This is a genomic window from Moritella viscosa (genome assembly GCF_900120065.1).
GTDB classification, from domain to species: Bacteria; Pseudomonadota; Gammaproteobacteria; order Enterobacterales; family Moritellaceae; genus Moritella; species Moritella viscosa.
Map to the genome: position 1 here is coordinate 39119 of NZ_FPLG01000102.1, position 23408 is coordinate 62526.

At 39.4% G+C, this 23408-nt stretch carries 19 protein-coding genes and 5 tRNA genes; 21 read left to right on the forward strand and 3 right to left on the reverse strand.

Annotation, left to right across the window (positions count from 1 at the left end; all coding sequences use genetic code 11):
* Positions 1-131: 131 nt before the first annotated feature.
* From BT797_RS15965 to BT797_RS15995, 7 genes are all read left to right on the forward strand, one after another.
* A complete protein-coding gene (locus BT797_RS15965; RefSeq protein ID WP_045111097.1) occupies positions 132-725 on the forward strand; it encodes an NUDIX domain-containing protein in 594 nt (197 codons plus the stop codon).
* Positions 726-957: 232 nt separating this feature from the next.
* Positions 958-1034 (forward strand) — tRNA-Pro (locus tag BT797_RS15970).
* 1 nt (position 1035) lies between these two features.
* Positions 1036-1112 (forward strand) — tRNA-Arg (locus BT797_RS15975).
* A gap of 63 nt (positions 1113-1175) precedes the next feature.
* Positions 1176-1251, forward strand: a tRNA-His gene (locus BT797_RS15980).
* A 70-nt stretch (positions 1252-1321) separates the two neighbouring features.
* Positions 1322-1406 (forward strand) — tRNA-Leu (locus BT797_RS15985).
* A 4-nt stretch (positions 1407-1410) separates the two neighbouring features.
* A tRNA-Pro gene (locus BT797_RS15990) sits at positions 1411-1487 on the forward strand.
* 125 nt (positions 1488-1612) lie between these two features.
* Complete coding sequence (locus BT797_RS15995; RefSeq protein WP_045111096.1) at positions 1613-1948, forward strand: hypothetical protein; 336 nt, start codon at positions 1613-1615, stop codon at positions 1946-1948.
* 133 nt (positions 1949-2081) lie between these two features.
* On the opposite strand, the gene BT797_RS16000 is transcribed toward BT797_RS15995, so the two are convergent.
* The 3 genes from BT797_RS16000 to BT797_RS16010 are packed head-to-tail and all read right to left on the reverse strand — an operon-like array spanning position 2082 to position 4956.
* Positions 2082-2378, reverse strand: a complete 297-nt coding sequence (locus tag BT797_RS16000; protein ID WP_045111095.1) for a PAAR domain-containing protein — start codon at positions 2376-2378, stop codon at positions 2082-2084.
* Between the two features lie 2 nt (positions 2379-2380).
* Positions 2381-2950, reverse strand: a complete 570-nt coding sequence (locus BT797_RS16005; RefSeq protein ID WP_045111094.1) for a DUF6931 family protein — start codon at positions 2948-2950, stop codon at positions 2381-2383.
* Complete coding sequence (locus tag BT797_RS16010; RefSeq protein WP_075472751.1) at positions 2950-4956, reverse strand: type VI secretion system Vgr family protein; 2007 nt, start codon at positions 4954-4956, stop codon at positions 2950-2952. The genes BT797_RS16005 and BT797_RS16010 overlap by 1 nt, the downstream gene beginning before the upstream one ends.
* 554 nt (positions 4957-5510) lie before the next feature.
* Here BT797_RS16010 and BT797_RS16015 point away from each other — a divergent pair.
* From BT797_RS16015 to BT797_RS16080, 14 genes are all read left to right on the forward strand, one after another.
* Complete coding sequence (locus tag BT797_RS16015) at positions 5511-6926, forward strand: type VI secretion system protein TssA (RefSeq protein WP_045111092.1); 1416 nt, start codon at positions 5511-5513, stop codon at positions 6924-6926.
* Positions 6927-7143: 217 nt separating this feature from the next.
* Positions 7144-7662 carry an Hcp family type VI secretion system effector gene (locus tag BT797_RS16020; RefSeq protein ID WP_045111091.1) on the forward strand — a complete coding sequence of 173 codons (519 nt, stop codon included), beginning with the start codon at positions 7144-7146 and terminating at the stop codon, positions 7660-7662.
* 77 nt (positions 7663-7739) lie between these two features.
* Positions 7740-8249, forward strand: a complete 510-nt coding sequence (gene tssB, locus BT797_RS16025; protein WP_045111090.1) for a type VI secretion system contractile sheath small subunit — start codon at positions 7740-7742, stop codon at positions 8247-8249.
* Positions 8249-9727 carry a type VI secretion system contractile sheath large subunit gene (gene tssC / locus BT797_RS16030; RefSeq protein ID WP_045111089.1) on the forward strand — a complete coding sequence of 493 codons (1479 nt, stop codon included), beginning with the start codon at positions 8249-8251 and terminating at the stop codon, positions 9725-9727. The genes tssB and tssC overlap by 1 nt, the downstream gene beginning before the upstream one ends.
* Before the next feature lie 40 nt (positions 9728-9767).
* Positions 9768-11135, forward strand: a complete 1368-nt coding sequence (locus BT797_RS16035; protein WP_075472753.1) for a type VI secretion system contractile sheath domain-containing protein — start codon at positions 9768-9770, stop codon at positions 11133-11135.
* Between the two features lie 2 nt (positions 11136-11137).
* On the forward strand, positions 11138-11560 hold the full coding sequence (tssE, locus tag BT797_RS16040) for a type VI secretion system baseplate subunit TssE (RefSeq protein ID WP_045111087.1): 423 nt from the start codon (positions 11138-11140) through the stop codon (positions 11558-11560).
* Positions 11553-13334, forward strand: a complete 1782-nt coding sequence (gene tssF / locus BT797_RS16045; RefSeq protein WP_045111086.1) for a type VI secretion system baseplate subunit TssF — start codon at positions 11553-11555, stop codon at positions 13332-13334. Before tssE ends, tssF begins: the two co-directional genes overlap by 8 nt.
* Positions 13316-14293, forward strand: coding sequence for a type VI secretion system baseplate subunit TssG (locus BT797_RS16050; protein WP_075472755.1), 978 nt, complete (start codon positions 13316-13318; stop codon positions 14291-14293). The genes tssF and BT797_RS16050 overlap by 19 nt, the downstream gene beginning before the upstream one ends.
* A 15-nt stretch (positions 14294-14308) precedes the next feature.
* On the forward strand, positions 14309-16930 hold the full coding sequence (gene tssH / locus BT797_RS16055; protein ID WP_045111084.1) for a type VI secretion system ATPase TssH: 2622 nt from the start codon (positions 14309-14311) through the stop codon (positions 16928-16930).
* A gap of 112 nt (positions 16931-17042) precedes the next feature.
* Entirely contained in the window at positions 17043-18020 is a 978-nt protein-coding gene (locus BT797_RS16060) for a hypothetical protein (RefSeq protein ID WP_045111083.1), read from the forward strand.
* Positions 18021-18155: 135 nt separating this feature from the next.
* Positions 18156-19322 carry a D-alanine--D-alanine ligase family protein gene (locus tag BT797_RS16065; RefSeq protein WP_045111082.1) on the forward strand — a complete coding sequence of 389 codons (1167 nt, stop codon included), beginning with the start codon at positions 18156-18158 and terminating at the stop codon, positions 19320-19322.
* Positions 19319-21532 (forward strand): MFS transporter, encoded by a 2214-nt coding sequence (locus tag BT797_RS16070; RefSeq protein WP_045111081.1) that lies wholly within the window; start codon positions 19319-19321, stop codon positions 21530-21532. Before BT797_RS16065 ends, BT797_RS16070 begins: the two co-directional genes overlap by 4 nt.
* Positions 21529-22680 carry an ABC transporter substrate binding protein gene (locus BT797_RS16075; RefSeq protein WP_075472757.1) on the forward strand — a complete coding sequence of 384 codons (1152 nt, stop codon included), beginning with the start codon at positions 21529-21531 and terminating at the stop codon, positions 22678-22680. The genes BT797_RS16070 and BT797_RS16075 overlap by 4 nt, the downstream gene beginning before the upstream one ends.
* The gene (locus BT797_RS16080) at positions 22677-23408 is read left to right on the forward strand and encodes a substrate-binding periplasmic protein (RefSeq protein WP_082276070.1); all 732 of its coding nucleotides are present in this window, start codon (positions 22677-22679) and stop codon (positions 23406-23408) included. Before BT797_RS16075 ends, BT797_RS16080 begins: the two co-directional genes overlap by 4 nt.

The following is a 23408-nucleotide window of genomic DNA, read 5'->3' on the forward strand; positions in this document are numbered from 1 at the left end:
AAAGTTGGGCCATTTTCGCACTAAAACACCAGTTTGTCAGCAATTGATATAGATAAATAATTATCTAATTGGAGTGACAAACAGGGCGTATTTGGTTATAAAGATGCTTTGAATTATTTAGGTAAGTAACAGTGAAACACCAAGAGCATATTATTTCCGTTTTTGCAGACGTAGCAGCACCCTCGACCCGTTTAATTGACAGCTCAACTGTTAATATCGAAAGTAAAGATGTTGTTATTATGCAGCGTGCACTGTTAGAAACAAATCCTAAATTCCGTCAGCTTATTCCTTATGTAGTTGTAAAGCAGGGTGATAAATACCTAGCATACGAGCGTTCTGTATCGGGTGGTGAATCTCGCTTACATAATTTATTCAGTATTGGCATTGGCGGCCACGTTGACGCTGTCGATGCGGTTTATGATGCAAAAGGTGTATTCCAACTAACAGATACGTTACGCACTGGTATGTATCGTGAATTACATGAAGAGTTAGGTCTAACTGAGAGTGATTTCCTAGGGATGACAACAATTGGTTATCTTTCTAAAGACGTCACACCGGTTGATGAAGTACATTTAGGTATTGTATTAGTTGCTGAAGTACATGCAGACCTTGTTGTGACGAGCAAAGAAGACGCGTTGAACTTAGCTGGTTTTTTAGCTGCGGACGAATTAGCAAAGCTAAATTTAGAATCATGGTCTGAAACTGTGGTTGCAGAGCTAGTATAAGCAGATTAGAACGTCGCTCAGTAGGTTAATTGAAACCTGCTTTGTTATTGATTTGCGTTACTATTTAGTAAAAAGTCTGCAATTAGTCCTGAAATCATGCATATTGTTGTTATAATCTCGCTTGGTGTATAAGTATTAGGCAGTTGTTTCTTCACTTAGATAAACTATTTGACGAGTACAGGGCAACTCTGTAATATGCACCCTCGTTGACAGACGTAGTCTTCAACACTTTCGGTGATTAGCGCAGCTTGGTAGCGCACCTGGTTTGGGACCAGGGGGTCAGAGGTTCGAATCCTCTATCACCGACCACGACCCCTTAGCTCAGTTGGATAGAGCAACGGCCTTCTAAGCCGTAGGCCATAGGTTCGAATCCTATAGGGGTCACCATATTATCTACGTAAAAGTAGAAGTTGATTCGTTTACCAAAACGGGTTGATGTAAAAGTTTGTGGCGGTTGTAGCTCAGTTGGTAGAGCCCCGGATTGTGATTCCGGTTGTCGAGGGTTCAATCCCCTTCAGTCGCCCCATATTTGATAACTCACTAATGTGACGTTATCTACCCTTGTCAGAGTTACCGCTGATAAGTTGATAGTTTGTGCGGAAGTGGCGGAATTGGTAGACGCGCTAGATTTAGGTTCTAGTATCGCAAGGTGTGAGAGTTCAAGTCTCTCCTTCCGCACCATGTTCGGTGATTAGCGCAGCTTGGTAGCGCACCTGGTTTGGGACCAGGGGGTCAGAGGTTCGAATCCTCTATCACCGACCACTTATTTTTCCAAGTGATTGGAATTTGGAAAAGCCTGCTCATTGAGCAGGCTTTTTTCGTTTTGACGTTTTTCAAAATCGTGCTACTTATTGTTTAAGTAAGCATTTAACAACAAAGGCCTATTTATGACTGACAATACACAATTTTTAGAAAAGTTAAACAATGATATCGACACTAAATTACAGTTCGTTGATTATGCTGAGTTAAAAGTAAATAAACACCTAGCTAAAAAAGACCAGCCTGAAACAAAACACTTTGCGATTAACATTGCATTGCTAGCGCTAGAAGAAGAGCAAAACACAGCGACTTACTCTGCGTTATTGAAATTGTTAGTGGTACAGCTTGAGGCTTATCTAGTACTACCAGGTGCAACAGTTGCTGATGATTTCCGCAGTGAAATCAAAGACACTGTTGCGCAACTGAATGCGCTTGTAGCTGAAGTAGAAGCTGCTGCGCTTTAAGAGGCTTTTAACTGGAGTGCCGAGACATGTTCCAGTAGTTTGTATTAGTGAAAAAACTAAAGCCTGCTTAGATGAAGTAACCTCGACGACTGCCGGATGTCAATACGGGTAAATTCAACCGTTATGTTTGAATTTATCCGCCAATTAAGACCGTTGGCATACCTATGATAATAACTCCTCCGTGTGCGGTAGTATCACCCATTCGAGCTGCTGGTTTACTGTTAATAAGCACTGTAGCACTACCCTTGACCACACTGTCTGGTGGCCCAACGCAAATACATGGTTGACCTAATGTCGCGGCTGGCATATTACCAATTAAAACAGTAGAAGGCAGAGGTAATAAAGGTCCTCCTACATGCGGGATGGGAACGATGGCTGGAGTCTGCATTGGGCATATATGCATATCAGTTGCTCTGGCTGCGGGTAACATGATTAAACTCCTATTTGACCATTACCGCCATGAGCGATATTTAACCCCATAGCAAAGTAATGCGAGTAACGTTCTTTTGCGTCTAATCCATCTGGCATTACAGCTGATAGGTTTATTGCACCTGCAACGGCATGTGAATATAAGTATTCAGGAGGAGCTATAATAGGTTCTCCGATTGCAATCATGCTGCCGCCACTCCAAAATGCAGCTTGAGCAACCCAGCCTGCACCTGTTTGTAATTCTGCTTTGATTGCCATTTTTTCCGCAAATCGACGTGATGTTTCATCGGGAGCATTAACCCAAGCTTTAGCTGCTCGGATAGCATTTTCCTCATCGGTGCTCCAATCGTCACGTTGCTCTGCACTGCAACAGGCCCACCAGATCGCTTCTCTGACTGGAAGGGCGTGTGCTAGAAAAATTACAATATCACCGAATAGCTCTGCGTCGATGCCTGCTTCAATCAATGTTGCCGGCTCATTGTACTGTGTCGCTAACTCTTTGAGTTCATCGCTCGGCTCATATAAGCGTAAAATTTCATTCGCTGTTTTATGGGGGATTTTTAAATAAGCCATTAATTAACCTTCGCAATTGCGCCTTGAATTTGTACCATAGCACCTGCTTTAACTTGTGTCATGGCACTGCCATTTATTTCTACGATTGCGCCTTTGACGCTCGCTTTTGCCTGACTCTTTATATCGATCAAGGCGGCTTTGATGTCTACTTTCGCCTTACCCGCGATTGTTATTTTAGCGCCTGATAGTGTAATGCCATCCTGACTTAATTCAATAGAAGAGCTACCAACTGATAATGTGATCTTCGATTTAGCTTTTAGTTCGATAGATTGACCATCAACGCTCACTTTTGAGGATGCACTAAGTTCATTGTTTTTACCCGCACTGCTGCTGATTGTAGCATCTGATTTTAATATTAGATCTTTGGTTGCGCTAGCACTTAACTTTTCTTCCGTAGCAAGTGTCATGGTTTCTTTACTTTGCCAATTCATTGTTTTTTCAACGTCACAACGGGCAATGCCTTTGATAGTTTGCTTCAAGTCATTTTTGATATTCATAGTGAAATCTTTTTCCGCTTGCAGAAAAACTTCTTCTTTGTCTTTTTTATCTTCAAAGCGCAGTTCATTGCCTGTGTTGGCGCTACCATTGGGCGTCGTGCGAGTTTTTATTCCGCTTTGGGTTGCGGTATTATAAGGAGGTTTATTTTTACCGTTATAAATAGAACCTGAAACTACGGGACGATCTGGGTCTCCATCAATAAAACTGACTAACACCTCGTCGCCAATACGAGGTATAAACTGTACCCCGAAACCATTACTTGCTGTTGCTTGTGCAACTGGGATCCAGCAAGAACTATTTTCGTCTTTTTTAGCGTCTCTATCCCAATGGAAATGAACTTTTATTCGACCCAACTTATCTTGGTTAACGTCTTCGCCACTAGGCCCTGTTACTTCTGCGCTTTGAATGTGATTTATGCTCGGTTTATTAATAAAAGGAGGACGCAAAGGAGTACTGAAAGGAATACATTTGAAACTATTTTTATATTCAACGTTCGCTCCATTTTCATGGGCTTCAAAATAATGTTCTGCTTGGATGATGACATATTCTTGGTTGTAGTCTGAATCAGTATGTTCGGTGAGATTAAAGCGTAAACCTGCGCCTAAAGAGGGAATAGCTGATTGCGCTTGGAATAATGTTTTTTGACAATCTACACTTTCCATTTGGCGTTTTGCTGCGTCGCGAATACCATTTTTATTGGTATTACCTTGCCCAAAAAAGTATTCACTTAATACAATGTTGTTTACTTTGGCCGTAGTATTTCGATTTCCACTATTAAAGCATTCAGCTAGTTCTTCGCTATGATCAGAGAGGTATAGTTTCGTTGATCCTAACTGGTTGCGGCAATGCCACTGGGTAATCGCAAATACTTTATCGTTGGCTTGAATGATGAAAGGTATTTTATCATTGTCAGCTTTACCAAAGTCTTGATTACTGTCTGCAATCACAACAGACGGTTGGTTGCCTGTGTGATTGCAGTGATAATGCCATCCTTCAAAGGCCATTAATCGTTTAATAAAATTTAAATCGGTTTCATTAAACTGAATACAATAGTCGTGTTTGCTACCTGCCGTCCGGGGGGACAGCTTAAAATAACCTTTGAGCCCAGAATCAGATAACACATTTTCTATTATTCGTTTACTTGTCATTCCTTGAAAGCTGCGACTTGTAGTTCTAAAAGCAAAGATTGATAAAGGATCAATAGCTTCAATACGATATTTATAGAGCTGCTTTTCAACACTAAATTCAATGTTCTCAAGGGATGAAATCAGAGCAAGGAAACGTCGAGTATTTTTTCTATTCCCTTCAATCCCTGCTGAATATTGAATCAAAATGCCTTTGCCAAGTAATTTTTCTGAGATCTTCTCTCTAGATATGAGAGATACGATAAAGTGGGATGAATCAGAAATGGACTCTTTTACGGTTAACTGAGTGACAATGAAAGGCCCTTTGCCATCTAGCTTTGCAATAATAGGACGTTGTTCTTCATTATAGTGGCTAGCTGACATGTCGTTACTCACTTTTCGTTATAAAATTGTGATAAAAAAATTAGATTATTGTATTGGTTAACCTTGCTTCATGCGTTGATAATATATTGATTATCTTCCTGCTATAAAAATGTTTATTATTTAAATTTTAAATTCAAATAATAAACAGTAACAAATTGTAACGAACTGTAACAAATAGTAATAAGTTGTAGCAAGTAATAGCAAGTGGATGTTCCAATACCAATTTATAGGTACTCTTAATAAGTTGAATAGATATTTTAACCTTAAATAATCTATTTTGTGTTTATTATTTTTAGTTTATTTTTAAAATTAGCGTTTTCAATTTTAATTACCATAGTACATGTGTGGCTTAATCTGGTCCGATGAGATCTTTAATATTATTTAATTGATATTCTTACTGATATTATCTTTAAAAGTAGAGTGTAATTAATTTTAAATAATTTAAGCTGTAAATATTATCACATCGAATAATGATATTTATTTAGAGTATAAATATTATATTTCATTATTAATGAATGAGTCAGTTATTACTAATTAATGAGAGTTGCGAAATAATGAAATTTAATGTAGCAAAACGTAATGCATTACAAACACCGTTAATAGCTGATAATTTTTGTGGTGTGTATTTAAAAGCAGATAAACAAAAATTTAGACCATTACGTAATGAATTTAATTTAGCACAAACCTCATTGAGAAAACTGACTACGCATCCCGAGGCTAGTGAACTAGATTCTTTACTTGAAGAAAATAGCCTGAATTGGGGTGAATTAGCACTGAGTCTTAACGATGTTTTTACTCATACGACTCGTGATATTGAGCTCTCTGGTTGGATGTTAGCCGCGCAAATTATTATTGATCCAAGCTTGTCAGGGGCAAAAGAAATGGCGTTGTGGCTACAAGAATTAGTCAGTCAACATTGGGATACGCTCCAGCCTGTATTGCCAGAGAATAAGATAAAGTCAGACGATCCGAATGAAAAAAATAAAGAAATTAATGCATTCAAAATAAAAGCATTTGTTCAGCTTGTCGGGGAAAGTGAAGAAAGTGGGTTATTACATGCTCCCTTATTAATGGTCCCTTTAATTGGTGATCTAGATTATGCCCGTTACCAGAGCGCAGAACATAAAGGGAATTTAGCTGAATTACGGAGTCAATACCATCAACAGGCATTGTCGGATCGAACTCGAGTTGTCGCGCTAATCGATAATTTAACCGAAATTAAAAAAAGCGTAGGGATGATAGATCAGAATATTATTGAAATCTGTAAACAATCTCAATTGTCACCTATTGGTTTTAAATTTGTTATTGATCTTATAAGCAAGATGCTTACCGCAATTGAGTTTATAAGTGGGCTGAAAGCAAAATTAGAGAAAACAAACGATGACATACCACAAATAGATGTTGCCGGAGTTGTTCCCGACATTGAACCTGAGAATGATGTCAGCCACGTCGAATTAACGAATAAAGCTTCGCAGCAGGCGGATATAAACCACGTATCATTTGGCTCACTTGCAGAAACTCAAGGCTGTAATCGCGATCAAGCATTTCATCAACTTCGTGAAATTGCAGATTACTTTAGAAAAGTTGAACCGCATAGTCCGGTTGCGTATTTACTTGAGAAAGCCATTCGCTGGGGTTATATGCCATTACCTGAGTTAATGAGTGAATTGCTTTTAAATCAAGCTGATACGATTAATCGAGTGTTTAATCTAACAGGGTTGGATGAAGACGGTAAAATTGCATTACCAGAAGTGGCAAAAAAAGTTTACCAGGAACCGATATCCAGACCGGTTGTAAATGTAGCCTCGTTTAAAAAAGAAACATCAGTTGACGCCGCTGTAGCTAACGAAAGTCGCGAAATTATGACTGATAAATCCACATCTAACGTTATTGATACGGAAAATGTTAACCGTAACGTAGTGCAAAAAGCGGAAACTAATTCAAGTTCCAGTAACTCTTTGTCGTGGTAACTGATTCGTTGGTTATGTTTAGTTAGCTCTGTTAAAAGCACGCTCTGAGATTCGGAATAAAATTAATTGTAAAAATAAAACCTGTTTTGTCTGTGATGATTACAAATAAAACAAATTATATGAAACCACAAAAACAGAACAGAAATTAACTCTAAGCAATGTGCTGATGAGAAATTTATACTGTTACTGAATTTTAATTAAAAAGAGGATAGTAATTATGGCTAGTATTTATATGCGTATAGATGGCGTTAAAGTTGACGGCGGAGCTACGGCAGAAGGTTTACCTGGAGAGGGTTGGTTTGCATTAAATTCATATAGCTGGGGCGCGGTGCGTTCTGTTGCTATGGATATTGGTAACGGTACAAACTCTGACTCAGGTATGGTCGCTATGAGTGAAGTTAATATCTCGAAAGAAGTTGATGGTTCTTCTGAAGATCTTTTATCGTTTCTATTCAGCCCTGGTCCTGAAGGTAAAAATGTTGAAATCGTATTTACCAAACCAGCTCGAGATGGCTCTGGTGCAGACATTTATTTCCAAGTAAAACTAGAGAAGGCTCGCCTTGTTTCATATAACGTGAGTGGCTCTGATGGCGGACAGCCTTTTGAAAGTATCGCACTTTCTTACATCCAATTAGATCAGTTACATTGGCATGAAGCGAGTGGTGGTAAGTTAGAAAAAGGTGGTCTTGTTTCTTATAATGTACCACAAGGTAAAATGCTTTCTGGCTCTAAATAATGTGTTGTTATGCGCTACTATTTTGTGGCGCATAACCACGATTTCATTCAGTTCTCATAATATAAAGGTAGGGAAGCATGGCTCTCAATTCGCAACATAAGCGTGTTAGCAAAAACCGCGTCAGTATTACATATGACGTAGAAACCAATGGTGCAACAGAAACAAAAGAACTACCTTTTGTTGTGGGTGTAATTGGTGATTTCTCTGGTCATAAAGCAGAAAATGATAAAGTAGACTTGGAAGAACGTGAGTTCACCGGCGTAGATAAAGATAATTTTGATACAGTGATGGGCCAAATTAACCCATCTTTATCTTACAAAGTTGATAATAAATTGGCCGATGACAACAGCCAATTTGAAGTGAACTTGAACTTCCAATCGATGAAAGATTTTCAACCAGAAAATGTGGTTGACAAAATTGAACCGTTAAAACAGTTGGTCGAAACGCGAAATCAATTAAAAGTACTGCTAAGTAAAGCGGATAGATCTCGTGATTTAGAGCGATTATTAAAAGAATTACTGCAAAGCACAGACGCGATACAACATCTGGCTGGTGAACTTGGTATTCAAAACGGAGACGCTGAATAATGTCGACTGAACAAGAAAATACAGTGCAACAAGCTACTGTTGAAGGTGATGTTAGTTTCTTGGAACGAGCGATTTCAGCAACAACGCAAACACCTGTAGATACTACAAAAGAACTTCTGTCTGTACTGATGTCACAAGCACTTGAAGGTACAGTGACTTGGGATAAAAACTTAACTTTAACTATCGAAAAAGCAATTGCTGCACTTGATGTTAAAATTTCAGCTCAATTGTCTACTGTGATGAAAAATAATGCGTTCCAGAAACTGGAAGGTACTTGGTTAGGTGTACAAAAATTAGTTAAAAATAGTGAGCTTGGTGCAGATTTAAAAATTAAACTAGCTGATTACACTAAAGATGAATTACTAGAGCAGTTTGAAGATGCGCCAGCGATCGATCGTAGCCGTTTTTTCACCATGGTTTATCAAGAAGAGTTTGGGACTGCAGGTGGTCAACCTTATGGCGCACTATTAGGTGATTATGAATTCGGTTATGGTGATGAAGACGTAGCATTGTTACGTTACATGGGAGAAGTAGCCGCGGCTTCTCATGCTCCTTTCATTGCAGCTGCAAATTCAAGTATGTTTGATTTTAAATCTTTTGAAACCTTTAACGAAGGTAAGCCTATAGCTGCTGGTTTTGATTCTCCTGCTTATGCAAGTTGGAATGCATTCCGTGACAGTGATGATTCACGTTATGTTGCATTAACATTGCCAAAAACTATTGCTCGCTTACCTTATGGTAAGGATACTGTAGCTGTTGCTTCATTTGATTTTGAAGAATTTAAAACAGACGAAAGTGGTAAAGCTGTTCCAGAATCACAAGATGATTTTGTATGGAGCAATGCGGCTTATGAATTTGGTTTGTTGTTAACACAAGCCTATACCAAATATGGCTGGTGTACTGCTATCCGTGGTACGGATAATGGTGGCAAAGTTGAAAATCTTGCTAACTTTGTCTATCACTCACCAGCGGGTGATTTAGTGCAGCAGTGTCCGTCAGAAGTTAATCTAACGGACGAGCGTGAAAAAGAGCTGAGTAATCTTGGCTTCCTTCCTTTAGTTCATTATAAAAATACGAATTACGCTGTTTTTATGGGTGGTCAGACTACGCATAAACCTAAAACATATACAGATCCAGATGCGACGGCAAATGCTGCTATTTCAGCGCGTTTGCCTTACACCATGGCAAGTAGTCGTATCGCACTATATTTGAAAGTGATGGGGCGTGACCGTATCGGTTCCAACATTGATTCGGGTAATATCGAAAAAGAATTGACCGATTGGATTCAACAATATGTGAACCCTAATGCTATTGGCAATGAAGCAAAGGCGAAGTATCCGCTTGTGGAAGCTCGTGTCACCGTTGCTGAACAAGTTGGCCGACCTGGTTGTTATTCTGCAATCGCGCACTTGCGTCCATGGTTACAAATGGAAGAGTTAACAACATCATTACGTATGGTTGCTAACATACCTGGCTAATGCTTAATCTCGAGGGTGAAAGCCCTCGAGTGGAGAATCTATGATTGTAACTAATCCAACATTATCCACCAGAGTCTTAACCGATTTAGGGCCATGGCGGATGCTGTTAGAATATGCTAAACAGCAAGATACAGCTCTTTTTAAAACCGTTATTACTAGGATGATCAAACAGCTAGATCAGCAGATGAGCGCGCAGCTTTCTGCCGTTATTCAAGCTGATGAATTTAAAAAATTGGAAGCAACCTGGTCTGGTCTTCATAGCTTAATTTCGCTACAAGTATCAAGTCGCAGGATCAAAGTCAAACTACTTGATTTCAGTTGGAGTATGTTATCAACAGATCTTAATCAAGCCTTTGAGATTAAGCGTAGTGCGTTATATAAAAAAATTTATTCGAATGAACTTGATACAGCTGGTGGACAGCCATTTGGCTTGTTAGTTGTCGATCATTATGTTCATTCTGAACTTGATGAAAACAATGATTTTGATGATTTATATACGCTGCAGCTGGTTGCGGAATTAGGTGAGCATTCATTGTGCCCTGTTGTGATGGGTGTTAATAACCATTTTTTTGGTGATGAACCTGCCAGATTAATGCATGACCACACTCGGATAAAGCGTATTTTAAGCAGTTTAGACCTACAGAGTTGGGCGTTGTTGAGAAGCCGCAGTTCGAGCCGTTTTTTACATTTGGTATTACCTGAGTACCGTATTCGTCAACCAAGAAAAAATTATGCAGCGGGATTTGTATTCAACGAGCACAATATTAATGCCAATGTTCTTTGGGGGAACGCCGCTTATTTATTAGCAATTAATGTTATTCGCGAGTTTGATCGCATTAGCTGGTTCGGTTTTCTTCGTGCTCACGACAAAGTCGGTAACCATGGAGCACTCATTAATCTTAAGGATGAGAGTGGCTCGTTACTAAAAACGAGCATTGATATCTTTAGTGAAAGTGATGGTTTTTGGGCAGAGCAGGGCTTTGTTCCTGTATCGAGCATTTATTTAAGCAAGCAACTAGGTATCTTTAGTAACCAGTCCGTCTGGAACCCAACAAGCGAAGTTAATAAAATGAGTGGCATGTTGCAGACTAACCTTATGGCTTGTCGATTTGGGCATTACATCAAAGTTAAAATGCGCGATCGAGTCGGACGTTTTGATAGTGCGGCAACTTGCCAGCACGATCTCAAGCGTTGGTTAGAAACTTATATTAGTAACCTTGATTATGGCGATGAAGCGATAATGGCTCGTTATCCACTGAAAAGCGCGGATGTTCAATTTATTGAAGACAGTTATGATTCAACACGTTATCACTGTCAGATTAAACTTCAACCTCAATATCAATATGAGATGTTGGATTCCCACATTACACTGATGACTGATGTATCGTCTGATAAATTGGGCGGATGAAAATGAGTTTACTTTCTAAAATTAAAGGCCAATGGCGTGGTGATATTGATGATGTGCGGGACGCTATTATTGAAAATTTAGCAGCGTTATTATCGGCACGAGCTCCTGTTTGGCATGACCTTGAGTTGGGGGAACATACGGAAGGTTCAATCGCTAATTTTGGTATGGTAAGTTCTTTACATAGCCAAGGTCAGAGTAGCAGTGATTTGATCTTACATGATGTGAAAAGTCTGATTATTCAATTTGAACCGCGTTTAAAAGCTGTCATCGTTGAGTTGGATGAAAGCTCTGTGGCGACAAACAAATTAAAATTTCGTATTGAAGGTCTCATTAGCTGTAATTTCAGTGAAGAGGTGGTGGTATTTGATTCAAGCCTTGATTTTACTACGAACAGTTTAGATGTAAGGAAAACTAACCTTGTCTAATTCATTATTAAGTTATTTTGAACAAGAATTGGCGTTTATTCGTCAAGAAGCTGGGGATTTCTCTCGTCGCCACCCCGGTTCAGCTAAATCTTTAGGGATTTGCGATGATAGTATTGATGATCCGCAAATAGCACGTTTGATTGATAGTGTTGCATTATTAAATGCGCGGTTACAACAGAGACTTGATGATTCCTATCCTGATTTGACAGATAGCTTGCTACGTTTGTTATTTCCTCACTACCTTAGGCCTATTCCGGCATTTAGTGTGATGAAAATGAAACCGTTAGATGATGTAAGCGCTAAGCATTTTATCCCGCAAGGAACACACCTTGGGATTTCTGATACCGATATTGAAAGTATGGTATTTCGTACTTGCCAAGATGTAACATTATTTCCTATCCATCTTGATTCGGCTCAGGTAGCCATTGCACCATTTAATGTGGAAAAACCAAAAGGTGCAGAACAAGCTAAAGCAATGCTTGAAATTAAATTACGGACAAGCGATCCGAGTATTTTATTTTCCGACCTTGATTGTCACTCGTTGGAATTATTTTTACGTGGCGAAACTCAATCGGTATTACGTTTGTACGATAATCTCTTATCTGGAGTACAACAGATATGCGTACATTATAGTGACCAACGGGTATTATTAGGCGCTGAAGCCTTGCAATCTGTGGGATTTGATGAGCAGCAGCAAGTATTACCTTATAGTGCTCGTAGTTTTGGTGGGTTTAAATTATTAACTGAATTCTTTAGTTTTCCTGAACGTTTTCATGTTGTTGAATTGAACCTTGCAGACTCGTTACGCTATGCTCAAACCGATGAGGTTACGATTCAGATTTTTATTGAAGATATGGATATTGATTTATCACGTAGCTTAAGTACGGATAATTTCCATCTATTCTGTACGCCTATCGTTAATTTACAAACATTAATAACGGAACCGCTCACTATTGATTTTGACCAAACTCAATATCCGATTGTGCTTGATGCGGGTGGCCGTCAGCAATTGCAATTATTTTCTATTGATCAAATTACCGATATAACAAGTCAGAAAATTTATAATGTACCGCCTTTATATGGTGATAAATACCAAGGTTCAGAGACAGGATTAAGATGGCAGTTAGTACAACATTGGCAAACTGATGCTCACTTGCAGAGTTTTTTACGCGTGGCAGACCTTGATCATCAAAGTGCGAATTCTGAAAGCAGGACATGGTTGGTATCGGCGACTTGTTCCGACGGTCTATTAGCGGGTGAGCTGTCGATGCAGAGTCAGGTGACTTGCCGTGACTCTATTTCGCTACCTGCTCAGTTGCAGTTATTACGACGTCCAACGAATCAGATTCGGATCAAAGCTTCAGAACAAAATGCATGGCCGCTGTTAGCGCATTTACATTTTAATTATCATGCATTACTCGGTGCTGATGATCCTGTGTCAGCTTTAAAAGAAATGTTAAATCTTTATAACCATACCGAAAGCTCACAAAATAATGCTTATATTGCTGCTATTCAACACTTAGAGCAAGAACAAGTCGTGGCGCCAGTGCGTATATCTGGAAAAAGTTGTTTTGCTTATGGTACACGGTTAAGTGTCACATTTAATAGTAGAGAGTTGGGTGCTGGTATTGAACTTTTATCTCAGCTGTTAGATCGCTTTTTTGCTTATTTTGCTGGTTTTAACAGTTTCACTCAGCTGGTTATTTTAATTGAAGGTATCGAAGGCGAATATAAGGTGTTTCCAAGGAGGTCTGGGTGCCGAAACATGCTCTGATACAGCTACGGAATGAACCTTATAGCTTTGAGCTACACTGTGCTATGCAATTGGTTAAGCACGAAGCCGCTATATTAGGAAAAAGGCCTGCAGTTACATTTTTAGCCAGTTTATTACCGACTTATCAGCAAGCTGATATTGTTGAGGTTCGCAATCCTATAGCCGGAAAATGGACATTTAGCTGTGATTTACCGGCATTATCCGGTGGGCAAGGGGTGATGCCTCGCTACAGTTATAGCGAGTCGCTAAAGGTATTGTTTGAACAGGGTAATTATGCGCTGGTGGATTTTTTTAATGGTTTTAATAACCGTTATTATCGCTTGCATTGTCAAACCGAATTAAAAAATAATTTAACAGCGCAAGCTGAAGAGGCGCACTTCAGTTGGAATCGTCACGATTTATCGTTAACGAGAATGTTGACCTATTTATACGGTGATTTAAATAACAATGGCAGTTTACCTGCTGCGAATTTAATTCAATATTCAGCTTTGATGGGATTAAAATTATCATGCCCACGTGCTCTTAAAGCAATACTCTGTGATTATTTTGATTATGATTTTGATGTGGAATACGGTGATGTTGAGTATGTACCGTTATTGCCCTGCAGTGTTACTAAATTAGGTATAAACGGTCAAAATAATCAGTTAGGTATTGGCGCTTTAGTGGGGAAAAGTGCAGTTACTGCTTTTAATCGTCTTGAAGTCATGATCAAACCTAATAATAACGCACAATTTAATAAAATTAGACACGATGAAAAACTAACCCAGGCCGTAAACTATTTTGTTCGTCGTTATATTGGCGTCGATATAAAGTTAAAAGTTATGATTAAAGTTGATGGTGAATATCTGCCAGGCTTGAAGTTAACAACAAATAATAAGACCGATATTCGTTTGGCCCAATCAACTTGGCTTGCGCCAAAACAAGCAGCTAAAGAACATGTGGTCATGCCACTAAAGTAAATTCAAGGATACAAAATGATCAATGTTGAACTACAGAGTTTAGTTAAACGACTCGCATCTCCCTTAAAAAGTGCACTTGAAGCCGCTGCGGGCGATTGTATGGCTCGAACGAATTTTAGTATTGAGCAAGAACACTGGTTTTATCAGTTGTTGAATGAACCCAATTGTGGTTGGACTGCATTATTACAACAAGGACATATTGGCCGCGATCAGGTTGTAGATATACTGGTTCGTCACTTAAATGAACTACCACGTGGTAATAATTGTGCGCCAGCATTATCGCCGGGATTAGTTGAGTTATTAAAAGATGCTTGGCTGTTGGCATCGGTTAATCATAGCCACGGTGAAATTAACGGTAATCACATTTTATTAGTACTGAAGCAACGTTTGGCGCAAGGCGGATATAATGGAGAGCTTAGTGCTTGGCTAAATAGTTTATCAATGGAATCATTGAAATTAAATTCAATGAGAAACACACACACTTATCAGGGGGATAACGTAGCATCAGATTCTTTGATAAGTGGGGATGCAAGTACTGCTGCATTGGATAAATATACACACAATCTGACGGCGGCCGCTAGAAATGGTGAGCTTGATCCTATTTCTGGGCGTAATCCTGAAATTAGAAAATCAATCGATATTTTATGCCGAAGACGCCAAAATAGCCCTATTTTAGTGGGAGATCCCGGCGTCGGTAAAACGGCCATCGTCGAAGGTTTGGCACAGCAAATTGTTGATGGGAATGTCCCCTCATCACTAGCCAATGTTGAATTACGTACGCTGGATATGGCTCTTCTGCAAGCTGGCGCAAGTATTAAAGGTGAGTTTGAAAACAGATTAAAAGATGTATTAGCAGAAGTGAAGCAGTCACATCATCCTATTATTGTGTTTATTGATGAAGCGCATACCCTAATTGGTGCTGGGGGGTCGGCAGGTCAGAATGATGCCGCTAATTTGTTAAAACCAGCTTTAGCCCGAGGCGAGTTCCGTACTATTGCCGCGACAACGTGGGCTGAATATAAACAATATTTTGAAACTGATGCTGCTTTAACACGTCGTTTTCAATTGATTGCAGTTAATGAACCTAATGAAACTGATGCGATACAAATGTTACGTGGCGTGAGCCGTAGTTTAGAAAATCATCATAGCGTGAAAATCTTAGAAGAAGCAATTGTAGCAGCAGTGCAATTGTCGATACGTTTTCTACCAGAACGTCAGTTACCGGATAAAGCAATTAGTTTGCTCGATACGGCTTGTTCGCGTATTGGTTTAAGTCAAAGTGCACTACCACAACAACTGGATAGCTTAGCGGAGAAAATTAGTTATGTGAAAAGTGAAATTATTTCAGTGGAACGTGAGCATGCCATGTTGGCCAATGGTACTGATAAATTAGCACTACTTACTGAAACACAGGTTCAGTTAGACGATGAATATACGGTGCTAGAGCAACGTTGGTTCGTTGAGAAATTACTTGTCACTGAAATTATAGAACTGCAAAATCAGATTGATGAACAATACCTTGCTGAAGATGTATTTAGTGAGGGTAAGTGGGTTGATAATTCATCTCAACAATTATTAGCTAAAAAAATGAGTTCACTTCATGAGCTGCAAGGTGAGTCACCTTTGGTTATCCCACAAGTCGATACACAGACTGTGGCAGAAGTCATCTCTCTCTGGACTGGTATTCCTGTCGGTAATATGGTTAAAGATGAGGTCGAACGCTTACTGCATTTAGAGCAGCGCATTGGCGAACGAGTTATCGGACAAATTGCGCCAATTGAAGAAATTTCGAAAGCGATACGTATGTCACGTGCGGGTTTAACTGATCCGCGTAAACCGATTGGGGTTTTCCTCATGTGTGGGCCAAGTGGTGTGGGTAAAACAGAAACTGCATTGGCTTTGACGGATTTACTTTATGGTGGTGAGAAAAATATAACTACGATCAACATGACAGAATTTAAAGAAGAACACAAAATATCGATGCTACTGGGCTCTCCAGCGGGTTATGTGGGCTATGGCAAAGGCGGTATATTAACAGAAGCTGTGCGCAAGAACCCATATTCTGTTTTACTGCTTGATGAGATGGAGAAAGCCCATCCGGGAGTTCATGATCTATTCTACCAAATTTTTGACAAAGGAGCTATTTCAGACAGCGAAGGTCGCCATATTGATTTTCGAAATACCATTATTATCATGACTTCGAATGCAGCTGATAGTGCTGTTGTAGATGCCTGTATAGAAGAAAGACCTAACATTTTAGAACTGACAAAAACGATTTTTCCGGCTCTACTGGATTACTTTAAACCAGCTTTTATTGGCCGTTCGACTGTGGTGCCATATTTCCCATTGAATAAGGATGAAATGGAACAAATTGCCAGTTTATCACTACGCAGCATTGAAAAACGAGTCAAGAGCCATTATGGAGCTACGTTTGGATATAGTGATGAGCTCATTGCATATTTGGTTGAGCAAAATACGTCACCAGAAACTGGCGCGAGATCCATTGAACAAATCATAAATCGAACGCTAGTGCCTGAACTTGCGACGTTATGCATTACTCGTTTGAGTGAGGGGCTACTGATTAATACTATTTATATTCACTGTGAAGGTAACAGGGTTAGTTTCCATATTGAATAACTGGAGCTGGTAATTAAAAGTAGTTTACTGTTTTAAGATTATCCTAAACTAGTTAGTGTTATTTTATTATTTTATTATTTTATTATTTTATTATTAATTTGAGGTTGTTTGTATGAGTGAACATTTATTAGCTGGCTTTAGTTTTGGTTCTGGTGTAAATGAATATTTAGGGAGTGATAAGACACTTTCTGATCGTGTTGGAGTAGCTGGAACTGGAATTGATTTAGCCACACACATTCTTGACTCTACACCTGTAGGAGCGCTTCTCAATATGGCTGTTGAAAAAATTGATGAGCGAGGAATAGCTCAACTTGAACGTACTAAAACTATTCAGAGTATTAAAGCAAAATTTTCTGGTAAAATTAGTAGAGTGGTTGCTCAGAAGATGCATGCTTCAACGATGGCTAAGGGGACTAAACATTTAGCTAATGTACATTCGGAACAAAATTTTATGGACAAAAGTAAAGAAGCTTTTGATAAACATCAAGTAGGAATGTCGCATAAAATAAAACGAAAGCTACACGATCAATTTCATGCCGATACGAAAACACCAATGAAGTTTCTGATGATTCCACTGGGGTTTATTCCTGATGGTGGTATTACTAAGGCTGCAGTCAGTAGTCTTCAGTATCTCGGTAATAAAACACTTGATGCGCGTAAAGGCCGTAAGAAAAATGGTTATTCAGCTGGAAATCTAAGTGTTCTTGAGAAGCAGATGGGTAAACGAGAAGCACAGCGAAAAATTGCTAAATGGTCAGCTAAAGATATTGGCGAACTAGGACCTAAATTACAGAGAAACTTACATAAGTTGAAGCAGTCTGTTGCGTTGCTTGAAAGCCGAGAACAGATAATGAATGCGCACGCTCAAGCTAATAGTTCTATGGGGTTAAATCCATTATCTCGCTCTCATATGGAGAATTTAGGCATGAGTTTTTATGAGACTAAACACTATATTGAGAAAGTGTCTGATATGTGCAAAGTAATGGAACAAACAGCGCTTGAAGTTCGTACACATATGGTATTTTTAGATGAATTATTAAAACAAACGGAATTAGCAATTAGAGCTAATGCAAGCTCTATTTATAAATAAATTTATATCTAGATGTCTTTCTCCTCTATGTTAACTAAAAAGGGGAAAGACACTTTAATATAGACGTGGTTTAGATTGTTTTATGCTTAACCATGCGAAAAAATGACTTTATGAATTAATTATTGGGATACATAAGTGAAGAATAAGACATTTACAACAGAGCAAATTAAATGGATTCGACGTACGCTTAAAATTGCAGTTGTGCATGGCGGTGAAAAATCACAATCAGATAGTTATATCTATGAAAATTTTAGCCCACGTTCAACGAAGACATACGAGCCTGTTGCGTATGATATTGCGGCTGCTCTTAATGAGTCGGGCTTTGAGCATGTAGAAGTTCTAGCTGAGAATATTGATTTACCATCGAAATTGAAAGTACTTGGTATTGATCTTGTTATTACCAATAGTGGTGGGCTACAAGGGTTTGATTCCATGTGTCACTTACCGTCAATACTAGAAATGCTGGGTGTACCTTATGTAGGCCATTCACCAATGACTGCTGGAGTGTTAGACAACAAGCACCTGTTTAAACATGAAATTCATGCTGCTGGGATCCCAACTGCGCCTTTCGTTACCATTGGGCATGGAGAAAACGTAAACGATGACGCCAAACGAATAATGCTCGATCTGATTGAACAAGAGTTTGGTGAAGTCTTTATTGTTAAGCCTGTTTCAGGACGTGCTTCAGTTCATGTTTATCCTGTATTTAACCGTGCAGACTTAGCTGACATGGTTGAATTAGTCCAGAAAGCGACCCGTAATACCGTTATGATTGAACCTTTCTTATCCGGTCGGGAATTCGTTGTTGCTGTTGCTGGTTCAACAGTATTCAAAGACGGTGTCTTAGTTGTTCGTGACGAGCCGTTTACATTTTCTATTACTGAACGCGTATTAGCGGAAGGCGAGGCAATTTTCACATCTATGGATGTTAAGCCAATTACTGATGATCGTTTATTAAAAGTGGAAGAACCTGAGTTACGCTCTGCACTGGCTGAAATTGGTTCCAAAATATACACTCAAATGGGGTTGCAAACTTTAGTGCGCGTTGATCTAAGAATGGATGCGAATGGTAAGCTATTTGTCCTCGAAGCTAATCCTAAGCCTGATTTGAAGCGCCCTGAAGGTAGTAAGTTGAGTATTGTATGTCATGACCTTTCTGGTGAAGGTATGACTTATCATGATTTGATCCAATCACTGGTCTTTAATCGACTGGGCTATCTATATAACCACCGCTCTACCACGCTCGCACACTGTTTCACTGATGAGTTTTTTAGCTTAGCAACCGCATATGAGTCGCTGTGAGAACGGTAAAAGACAAAGCTCGACTCATGCTCGGGGTAACAGTGGTGACTCTATCATTACTGTTAGTATTTGTTGTGGGTTATGGTCAAGCGCTTAAAAGTTACCGTCAGTTGGCAACTGATACTGTTATGGCGCAAACAGAAGCTGCGCGCTTGGGCATTGAACAAATTCTCCATTCAGGGGTACAGCTAGAAGACATTGCAGGTTTAAGTAAAGTATTGCAACCGATCGTTGATTCCGATCTATCTGTTACGGGGTTACGTTTGCTATCTGGTCAGCAGCAACTTTATTTGTTTGGTAATGTGTTTGATTATGATACGAGTATTTCAATTGCCCTTAATAATAAGTTTACTCAAGTAGGCACTTTACAAGTTCAATTGAGTGATAAATTGGTGCGGGAGATAGTCTCGAAAAACTTTAAGCCTTTTGGATGGTTGATTTTTTTCTTATTGATAATATTTATCGCTAGCGTATTGAAAAGCAGGCGACGAGCGGTTTATTTGACCAGTTTTACCATTATATTTATGGTGATGTCAGTCAGTGTAATGCTATTGGTCGGTAGCCTTTATCGTGATGGTTTACAGAGTAAAGCTGTCTCTCTGGCTGATGCGGTAAGTCAACGCCTATCACCTATATTGTTACACAATGTGGATCAAAACTTAGTCGTTGGAGTAGAATCGATGTTAGATAATTTTCGTCATTCTAATCCCGAATTATCTAAAATTGGAGTCTTTAAAGAAGCGCGATTAGTCGCGAGTAGCCAGCAAGGTGATGGCATGGTTGAAGCATTGTTTGAAAATGATGTTCTTGAATATGTTATCGCTACCTCAGCGTCAAGCGAGGTACGTTTATCCTATCAAGCTAAAGTGTTATTAGCACAATTAATGCGTATTTTAAAGAATTTTGCAGTGCTCTTTTTTGCTTGTGGTTTAGTGTGTTTTGCGTTTATTAGGCTATTAAGTGGGGAAGCAGAACAAAATGAAAATGATCAAGTATTAGAGCGGATCAAACCTCTTTTTTTGGGCTCGGTATTAATGGAGTCGTTGATGGCACCTATTATGCCTCAGTATATGACAGCTGTGGCTGAGTCGGCTGGACTGGGTTCGAGTGCATCTTCGATTTTCTTTACGTTATATTTTATTGGCTTTGCGCTGACGTTACTACCAGCAGCTAAGTTGATTGAAATGTACGCAATGCGTAGGGTGTTGGTATCAGGTATTTTATTGTCGAGCCTAGGCTGTGCCTTATTAGTTATGGACTTTGGCTTATGGGCTATTTTAGCCGCTCGTTTAATTTCAGGTATTGGCCAGGCGTTGGTCTTTATTTCTGTGCAAGGTTACATCTTGAAATTCAGTAACAAAGATAACAAAACCCAAGCTGCTGGAATTATAGTTTTTTGTTTTAATGCTGGTTTTATCGCAGGTGCAGCCGTTGGTGCGTTGCTTGCCGATTATTTGGGGGATCAAGGCACGTTTGTACTGGCTGCTTGTATTGGAGTGATTATGAGCCTGTTTAGTTTTGTGTTGCCCTTAATCCAAGTCCAGCAAAAGCGGAATGATGCTCTTCTCGAAAATGTGTCAGCAATGATGGCTGATTCATGGCGTTTGATGAAGGTGCCAACTTTTATCCGAACCATGTTGTTGGTAGGGATCCCAACAAAAATGGCGTTAACCGGGATTGTCTCATTTGCTGTGCCATTGTTACTGGCAGAACGTGGTGTAAGTAAAGAAAGTATCGGTCAAGTGCTGATGTCATATGCTGTGATCGTGTTGCTAGTTAGTCATAAAGTCGGTCCATGGGTGGATAAGTGGAATGGCAGTAAAAAAGCACTCAGCTTTGGTAATCTTACCGCCGGTTTGGCTTTAATGTTACTCGCTATAGCGGTTATGATGCCTGAAGACTGGCAAATTATTACTTTGATGACACTTGCAATGATGCTGTTAGGTTTTGCACATGGCTTGATTAATGCGCCAGTAGTTACACATGTGGTGATGAATATGAGTGATAGTAAAGAACCTGATTCTGTGATTGCTGCAACGTACCGTTTTATTGAGCGATTAGGTCATGTGTCTGGATCTATTATTGTGGCGCAAATGCTAATGTGGTTTGGTACTGAGATTGCTATGTTAGTGCTTGCTGGGTTCTTTGTCGGGGCTTTTGTACTGTTCTCTGTTTTTGAACATCAAGGCCGGAAGGTAGTGTCATCATGATCCGATGTTTATGTGTTATTGCAATATTGTGGAGCTCATTTTCCATTGCACAGTGGCCAGCCTGGATTGGTGATGAACTAAAGCCTAAGGAAAGTAGTCACTGGAAAGTGAAAGCAGATAGTGATGGGGTTGAATTTGTACCAGTACAATCAGTGCCTCGCGTTTTGATTATTATATCGAGGAAAGCCGCGTCTTATGATGTTGCACTACAAACGTTACTGGACATATATGCCCGAAAACTACCGCAAACCCATATTTTAGTTAAAAAATTGCCAGTTACAAAGTTGGAGACGGTGCAAAAAGGAGAGCTGAAAAATTTGCTGTTAGGTGCGGAAGACGACGTTAATCTTATTTACACTGTTGGCTCAAAAGCCACAGTGGCTGTGCGTCATGCTTATCGGGGCGGTAAAATACCTGTCGTATCTGTGAATGCAAAAGATCCCGTGCAGCTGGGGCTACTCGATAGCTATCAAGGTTCGGGAGATAATTTTGCTTTTACTTCGTTAAACTTACCCGCTGATGTGATTTTAAAATTTATGAAGCGGTTTAATCCATCATTACGACAGATTGGTGTGTTATATGCTAAGAATAACCAAAGTGCTTATCGAACTCAGTACTTACCATTAAAGGCTATTGCGGAACAAAGTGGTGTTGATATTATTCCCATTATTATCGATAAAAGCATGCCTTTTTCAACGCTAAAAGTGGCTATGAAAATAGCGATAAAAAAATTAAAATATGGAGACCCAGCATTAACAGACAGCTTATTATGGTTGACGGGTAGCTCAAGTCTATTATCTAGAATGGCTGAAATTAATAGCCATGCAGATGGGCTAGCGGTCATTTCTGCAGTACCTGATGTTGTTAAAGGTGGTCAAGACAGTGCATTGATGTCATTTGGTGTGAGCTTTGTGAATAACGCACATCAAGCTGGTTTATACGGGCTACAAATATTACAAGATAATGTGAATCCGGGTGATTTACCTGTTGGGCACATATCGCCACCTGATATCGCCGTGAGTTTTGAACAAGCTCTGCGCATCAATCAGAAAATTCCTTTTGTGTTAATGGAAATGGCGAGTAAAGTTTACGACACCAATGGTCGTGTTATACGTTCAAAAGGGCAATCTATGCAGGAGCAACGATGAGTTTAGTTAGACTAATTAAGGCTCATAAAATTCAACATATATTGATTTTATCACTTGTTTTTGGTGTGTGCTTTAATGTCAAAAGTGAAGCACGCCCTGAGCGACTATTATTAGCCACACAAGAGTGGCGACCGTATCAATATCAAGAAGATGGACAGATGAAAGGGCCGGGTATTGACAAATTAAAATGCATAATGAAAGTCATGGAACAGCCATATCAGTTAACGATGACAGACTGGGACCGTGCACAGTTACTGGTGGAAGTCGGTGAGCAACATGGCTTTTTCTTGGCATCGTCGAATAGATTTAGAGACAAATATGCTGATTATTCTTCACCGGTTATGAATCAAGTTTGGAGCTGGTTTAGTCTATCAGAGTCGATTGATCCGGAAAAAGAAATGTTTAAAGAAGAGGTTGCCGTAACTGCTCTATTTGGTTCTAATAAATGGCTTTGGTTGCACAAAGCTGGATATAGAGTTGAAAAGAAACCGCGTCAACCTGTCGCCCTTGTTGAACTATTATTAGCAGGTGAAATTGGGGCCGTATTAGCTAATGATTTTGTTATGCAAGAAGCTATTAAAAGTTTAGGTATTAGCCACCGTTTTATTACTCGTAGGGTGATGAAAGAGAAACCGTTAGGTGTCTATTTTTCAAAAGAATTCATCAAGTTGTACCCACAATTCATGCGTGAGTTTAATCAAGCTATAGCTCAATGTAAGGAGAGATAA